General features: G+C 62.3%; 4 protein-coding genes. 1 reads left to right on the forward strand and 3 read right to left on the reverse strand.

Features of this window, described 5'->3' with window-relative positions; all coding sequences use genetic code 11:
• Positions 1-78: 78 nt before the first annotated feature.
• The 3 genes from AACV02_RS27895 to AACV02_RS27905 are packed head-to-tail and all read right to left on the reverse strand — an operon-like array spanning position 79 to position 5,278.
• Positions 79-3,132: an efflux RND transporter permease subunit gene (locus AACV02_RS27895; protein WP_119738227.1), complete on the reverse strand. Its 3,054-nt coding sequence runs from the start codon at positions 3,130-3,132 to the stop codon at positions 79-81.
• A complete protein-coding gene (locus AACV02_RS27900) occupies positions 3,129-4,199 on the reverse strand; it encodes an efflux RND transporter periplasmic adaptor subunit (RefSeq protein WP_106577384.1) in 1,071 nt (356 codons plus the stop codon). The genes AACV02_RS27895 and AACV02_RS27900 overlap by 4 nt, the downstream gene beginning before the upstream one ends.
• A complete protein-coding gene (locus AACV02_RS27905; protein ID WP_106577383.1) occupies positions 4,196-5,278 on the reverse strand; it encodes an efflux RND transporter periplasmic adaptor subunit in 1,083 nt (360 codons plus the stop codon). The genes AACV02_RS27900 and AACV02_RS27905 overlap by 4 nt, the downstream gene beginning before the upstream one ends.
• 121 nt (positions 5,279-5,399) lie before the next feature.
• On the opposite strand from AACV02_RS27905, the gene AACV02_RS27910 reads away from it, so the two are divergent.
• A complete protein-coding gene (locus AACV02_RS27910; RefSeq protein ID WP_119738229.1) occupies positions 5,400-6,560 on the forward strand; it encodes an AAA family ATPase in 1,161 nt (386 codons plus the stop codon).
• The last annotated feature ends 836 nt before the right edge of the window (positions 6,561-7,396 follow it).

Genomic DNA, 7,396 nt, shown 5'->3' on the forward strand with positions numbered 1-7,396 from the left:
AAAGCACTTAATGCCAGACAACTGTAGGGAAAGTGTTTCCAGGAGCCTTCCCACATCCTTGCAGGAAGGCGCCGAGTGTCAGGCCTGTTCTTTTTTCGGCTCGCGAATCTTGTACCAGGCCACATAAAGCGCTGGCAGGAACAACAGCGTCAGCAAGGTGGCGATGATGATCCCGCCAATCATCGCGTAGGCCATCGGCCCCCAAAACACTTCCCGCGCAATCGGAATCATGCCCAGGCTGGCTGCCGCAGCGGTCAGCAGGATAGGACGGCGCCGGTGCTCGGTGGCTTCCACCACGGCATCCCAAGGCGTGTAGCCGTCGCGCTCGTAGGCATCGATCTGCGTCACCAGAATCACCGAGTTGCGGATGATGATGCCGATCAGCGCCAGAATGCCGAGGATCGCCACGAAGCCCATGGGCGTGCCCGTGGGGATCAGCGCCAGCACCACGCCGATCAGCCCGAGCGGCGCGACACTGGCGACCAGGAACATCTTCTGCACGCTGTGCAGCTGGATCATCAGGAACGTGGCCATCAGGAACAGCATCAACGGCACCACTTTGGCGATGGGGCCTTGGGCCTTGCCGCTTTCTTCGACGGTGCCGCCGGTGGCGACTTTATAGCCCACCGGCAGGCCGGCGCTGAACGTGTCGATTTCGGGCTTGAGTTGCTTGACCAGGTCGGTCGGTTGCATCTCATCACGCACCGAAGCCTTGACGGTGATGGTTGGCTTGCGGTCGCGACGCCACACCAGCGGCTGCTCCAACTCATACCGCACGGTGGCGAAGGCCAGCAGCGGAATCGAGGTGCCATTGGGCGTGACAATCTGCAGGTTCTGCAAGGTTTCCGGGGTGCCGCGCTCGGCGTCTTCGGCGCGGCCGACCACGTTGATCAGGTAGATATCGTCGTGCACTTGGGTCACCGATGCACCGCTGACCACGCTGTTCATCAACTGCGCCACGTCTTCCGACGACAGCCCCAATTGCCGCGCCTTGTCTTGGGCGATGTCCACGCGCAGCACTTTGCCCGGCTCGTTCCAGTCGTAAATGATCTCGCCCAGGTGGGTGTTTTTATCCAGCAAGGTCGCCAGTTCAATGGCGTGCTTGCGCACCTGATCGGTGTCCTTGCCAGACACGCGATACTGGATCGGCCGCCCGACCGGCGGGCCCATTTCCAGGGGCTGCACATAACTGCCGATGCCGACAAAGTCATCGCGCAGGCGTTTTTGCAGGCGCGCAATCAACGCGCCGCGCTCTTCCAGGCCTTTGCTGACGATCACCAACTGCGCGTAGTAGGGGTTTTCCAATTGCTGGTCGAGGGGCAGGTAGAAACGAATCGCACCCTGGCCGATATAGGTGCTCCAGCGCGCAATATCCGGATCGTCCTTGATGATCGCCTCAAGGCGGTCGACCGCCTTGCGCGTTTCGTTGATCGAGGCGTTTTGCGGCAGGTTGAGGTCGACGAGAATTTCCGGGCGGTCCGATGACGGGAAAAACTGGTTCTGCACAAACTGCATGGAGAACACCGACGCCGCAAACAGCCCCACGGTGATGCCGATGGCCCACCAGCGGTTGCGCATGGCCCAGAGCATGCCGCCATTAAATGCGCGACCGATGCGCCCAGGCTCTTTGTTTTCGGGCTTAACGTTGGCGCTGAGGATATGCACGCCAATCACCGGCGCAAACAGCACCGCCACCACCCACGACACCAGCATCGCCACGGCAATCACCGCAAACAGCGTGAAGGTGTACTCGCCCGCCGAGCTGGCGTTGAGGCCGATAGGCACAAAGCCGGCGACGGTCACCAGCGTGCCGGTGAGCATCGGGAACGCGGTCGAGGTATAGGCGTAGGTCGCCGCCTGTTCCTTGGTTTCGCCTTTTTCCAGGCGCGTGATCATCATCTCCACGGTGATCATCGCGTCATCCACCAACAGGCCGAGGGCGATGATCAACGCGCCCAGCGACACGCGCTGCATGGTGATGCCGCTGTATTCCATGAACACGAACACCAGCGCCAGCACCAACGGAATCGAGCACGCCACCACCAACCCGGCACGCATGCCGAGGCTGATAAAGCTCACCACCAGCACGATGATGACGGCTTCAAACAGCGCGCTGGTAAAGCCGCCGACAGCCTCCTCCACCACTTCTGCCTGGTCGGAGACTTTGTGCACACCGACGCCCACCGGCAGGTCGGCGGTCAGCTCATCCATACGCTGGTGCAACGCCTTGCCGAACGACTGGATATTGCCGCCCTTCTGCATGGCGATGGCCAAGCCAATCGCCGGCTGGCCGTTGAACCGGAACATCGGCCGCGCCGGGTCGACATAGCCACGGCTGATGTCGGCAATGTCCGCCAAGCGATAGAAACGGTCATTGAGCCGCAGGTTAACGTTGGCCAGGTCCTTCTCCGAGGCGAACTGCCCGGACGTACGCACGGAAATCCGCTCCGGCCCGGCCTCGATCACCCCGGCGGGCGTTACGGCGTTCTGCGATTGCAGGCTCTGCACGACCTGGCGCTGATCAATCCCCAATGCCGCGAGTTTGCGCGTGGAGAAATTCAGGTAAATCACTTCGTCCTGCTGGCCGATCATCTCGACCTTGCCCAGGCCCTGCACCGAGCGGATTTCGGCGCGCACTTGCTCGACGTAATCACGCAGTTGGCGCATCGACAGGCCGTCACCGGTAAACGCGTAGACCGAACCGAACACGTCACCGAATTCATCGTTGAACGACGGCCCCTGCAAGCCCTGGGGGAAGGTGCCGCGAATGTCATCGATCTTCTTGCGCACCTGGTACCAGATATCCGGAATCGCCTTGGCGCTGGTGGTGTCTTTGAGGAACACGAACACCGTGGACTCGCCCGGTCGTGTGTAGCTTTTCACGTAGTCGAGGGAGTCGAGTTCTTCGAGTTTTTTCTCGATGCGGTCAGTGACCTGCTTGAGGGTTTCCTCCTGGGTCGCACCCGGCCAGCGGGTCTGGATCACCATGGTTTTGATGGTGAACGAGGGGTCTTCCTCGCGGCCAAGGTTCATGTAGGAGAACACGCCCATCAGCAGCGCGACGAACATCAGGTACCAGACGAAGGACTGATGCTTTAGGGCCCAGTCGGATAAGTTGAAGCTCCCTTTCATCGCGGGCTGTCCTCGTCGATTTTGACTTTTTGCCCAGGCTTCAGGCTGTTCACGCCAGCGGTGACAATGCGTTCGCCGGGGTTGACGCCGCCATTGAGCACGGCGCTGTCGGCGTCGCGGCTGACCACCGTGACGTCACGCGGCTGCACGGTCTGGCTGTGGGTGTCGAGCAGCCAGATGCGGGTCTTGCCATCAACTTCCTGCAAGGCACTCACCGGCAGTTGGATGCGGGGTGCGATGGCGGTGCTCAAGGTCACGCTGATAGCGGTGCCCAGGCGGAAGGCTGGCGGTGTTTCGGTCAGGGTCAATCGCGCACGCCGGGTGCGCGTTGCGCTTTGGGCCTGGGGTTCGATCTCACGCACGATGGCGGTGGTGTTGACGCTCGGGTCGAGTTGGCCGGCAACCACAAACACCACATCGGTGGGCAGGCGCTCAGCCAGACCGGCCGGCAGGTCGATTACCGCTTCCTTGATGTCCGGGCGCGCGAGGGTCACCACTTGCTGGCCGGCGCTGACGACCTGGCCAGCCTCGGCGTTCCAGGCGGTGACGATACCGGCGTGGTCGGTGCGCAGTTCGGCGTAGTTGAGCTGGTCCTTGGCCTGGTTGACCGAAGCCTTGGCCTGGTCGAGGGTGGCCTGGGTGGTTTTCAGGTCGGTCTGGGCCACGTCCAGTTGAGCCTGGGCGCCGACACCACGGTTGAACAATTCCTGCTGGCGGCGGGCGTTGGCCTGGGCGTTGATGAACTGCGCCTGCACACGGGCGAGGTCGCCTTGGGCGGCCCGCAATTGGTTTTGCTGATCGGTGGGATCGAGCACGGCAAGCAAGGCGCCCTTCTCCACTTCAGCACCCACGTCCACCGCGCGGCGCGCGATACGGCCGGGTACGCGAAAACCCAGGTTACTTTCATAGCGGGCCTGGATGGTGCCGGCGAAGCGGCCGAGGTTTTCCTGGTCTTCGGCTTTGACTTCCATCGACAACACCGGGCGCACGGGCTCGGGCGGCGGTTCTTTCTTGGAGCAGGCGGCCAACAACAGGCTGGCGGCGAGCAGAGCCGTCAGGCGCTTCATGGCTGGGCTCCTTGCTGGGCGATCTCGACCAGCATGCCGGGGTGCAACAATTGCCCGCCGGCCACCACGACTTTTTCGCCGCCTTTAAGCCCCTCGCCAATAATGACTTTGCCGGTGAGGTAACGCGCCACGCTGACCTTGTGCAATTGCGCCTTGCCGTCACCGTCGATCAGCCACACGGCGGGTTCGTTGAGGTCTTTGGTCAAGGCCGACCACGGCAGCTCGATGCTGGCCTTGGCCGGGCCATTGGCGGTGGCGCTGACCACCGAGCCCAACTGCATGCCCTTGGGCAGCGATTGCAGGGCGATTTTGACTTGCACGGTGCCGGTATTGGCCGCCACCGCCGGCGTGACCTCGCGAACCTTGCCCACGGCCTTGATGTTCGGGTTGTCCAGCAGGCTGACCGTGATCGGTGCATCCGGCGGCGGCTCTACCAGCAGCGATTCATAGACATTGAACACCGCATCACGATCGCCATCGGTGGCCAGGCTGAAAATCGGCACGGTGGCCTGCACAACCTGGCCGACTTCCGCCTGGCGCGCGGTAATCACACCGGGCGCATCGGCGATCAGCGAGGTATAGCCGAGTTGTTCACGGGCGTTGGCGAGCTGGGCTTGCGCGGCGGCCAGGGCGCTTTGGCTGCTGCGCAGCGCGGCCTGGGCGGCGTCGTATTCGCTGCGGCTGGTGTAGCCCTTGGGCAGCAGTTTTTCCTGGCGAACGAAGGCGGCGGCAGTTTGCTTGACGCGTGCCTGCTCGGCCACGACCTGAGCCTGCGCGGAATCGACGTTGGTCTGCAGGTCCTTGGGATCAAGCTTGGCCAGCACTTGCTTGGCGGTCACACGGTCACCCACGTCGACCATGCGCTGGATGATTTTCCCACCCACGCGAAAGGACAAATCGGTTTGCACACGGGCCTGGATATCGCCGGTCAGGGTGACTGCCGCGGCAAAATCCGCCGGCTGCACAGTCTGCACAAAAACCCGCGAATGCGCCTTGGGCTCGGCCTTTTCCTGACCACAGCCGCTTAGCAGCGCCAAGAGGCCAAGGCTGAGTAAAACTATCGAAGTGCGACCGCCCATGCAGGCTCCTTTTGCGTGATGCCGACTTGCCAGTGTGTATGCGACTGTGAGCTTAGATCAGGGTTCCTTATCTGCATGGAGGATCCCATACTCCAATGGTTCCCACGTCGACTGAATACCTATGTTGAAAACCCTGGCGGTGGCCAATTACCGCTCGATCAATAAATTGGTGGTACCCCTGGACAGGCTGAACCTGGTCACCGGCCCCAATGGCAGCGGCAAGTCCAACCTGTATCGCGCCTTGCGCCTGCTGGCGGAAACCGCCCAAGGCGGCGTCATCAATGCGCTGGCCCGTGAAGGCGGGCTGGATTCAACCTTCTGGGCCGGGCCGGAAACCATCAGCCGGCGCATGCGCAACGGCGAGGTGCCGGTGGAGCCTACCGTACGCCAACGCGTGAAACGCTTGCGCCTTGGGTTCGCCGGGGAGGATTTCAGTTATGCAATTTCCCTTGGGCTGCCGGAAACGACCTCGTCGTACTTTTCACTCGACCCAGAAGTGAAAAAGGAATGCATCTGGGCCGGCCACATGTACCGCCCCGCCAGCCTTTTGGTGCAACGCTGCGGACCGATGGTTCGGGCCCGAGACGGGCGCGCCTGGGATGTCGTGGCCCAGCACACGCCCAATTACCACAGCCTGTTCGATCAGGTGGGCAGCCTGCGCGGCTCGCCGGAGGTGTTGCTGCTGCGCGAAAGCATCCGTGGCTGGCGCTTTTATGATCACTTTCGCAGCGACGTGGACGCGCCCGTTCGCCAACCGCAACTGGGCACGCGTACCCCGGTGTTGCATCACGACGGGCGCGATTTGGCGGCGGCATTGCAGACCATCCGCGAGATCGGCGACCCCGAGGCATTGCAGCGCGCGGTCAGCGATGCATTCCCCGGCGCGCGCCTGAATATCCAGCCGTTGCAGGGCGGGCGCTTTGCGATTGAGTTTTATCAGGAAGGCTTGCTGCGGCCATTGTCGGCGGCCGAGCTGTCGGACGGCACCTTGCGTTATCTGCTGTTGATCGCGGCGCTGCTCACGCCAAGGCCGCCGACCATGATGGTACTGAACGAGCCGGAAACCAGCCTGCACCCGGATTTGCTGCCGGCGCTGGCGCGTTTGATTATCCAGGCATCCCAGCATTGCCAGGTGTGGGTGGTGTCGCATGCCAGCCGGTTGATTGCGGCGTTGCAGCAGGATGAAGGGTGTAATTCGATTGTGTTGGAGAAGGTGATGGGCGAGACGCGGATTGTGGGGCAAGGGATGTTGGATGCGCCGGCGTGGCATTGGCCGGAATAAGCGGTGATTGCACCGGCCCCTTCGCGGGCAAGCCCGCTCCCACATTAGCCTGTATTCCAAGGTTGGAACTCGGTCAAAGGTGGCAGCGGGCTTGCCTGCGATAGCGGTAGAACGTGGCATTGGCCGGAGTAGGTGTGGTGACTGCACTGGCCTCTTCGCGGGCAAGCCCGCTCCCACATTAGCCTGTATGCCAAGGTTGGAACTCGGTCAAAGGTGGCAGCTGGCTTGCCTGCGATAGCGGTAGAACGTGGCGTTGGCCGGAGTAGGTGCAGTGACTGCACCGGCCTCTTCGCGGGCAAGCCCGCTCCCACATTAGCCTGTATTCCAAGGTTGGAACTCGGTCAAAGGTGGGAGCGGGCTTGCCTGCGATAGGGGTAGAAGGTGGCATTGGCCGGAGTAGGTGCAGTGACTGCACCGGCCTCTTCGCGGGCAAGCCCGCTCCCACATTAGCCTGCATTCCAAGGTTGGAACTCGGTCAAAGGTGGCGGCGGGCTTGCCTGCGATAGGGGTAGAAGGTGGCGTTGGCCGGAATAGGTGCAGTGACTGCACTGGCCTCTTCGCGGGCAAGCCCGCTCCCACATTAGCCTGTATTCCACGGTTGGAACTCGGTCAAAGGTGGGAGCGGGCTTGCCTGCGATAGGGGTAGAAGGTGGCATTGGCCGGAGTAGGTGTGGTGACTGCACTGGCCTCTTCGCGGTCAAGGCCGCTCCCACATTAGCCTGCATTCCACGGTTGGAACTCGGTCAAAGGTGGGAGCTGGCTTGCCTGCGATAGCGGTAGAACGTGGCATTGGCCGGAGTAGGTGCAGTGACTGCACCGGCCTTTTCGCGGGCAAG

Source organism: Pseudomonas sp. Larv2_ips (assembly GCF_963879675.1).
GTDB lineage: Bacteria > Pseudomonadota > Gammaproteobacteria > Pseudomonadales > Pseudomonadaceae > Aquipseudomonas.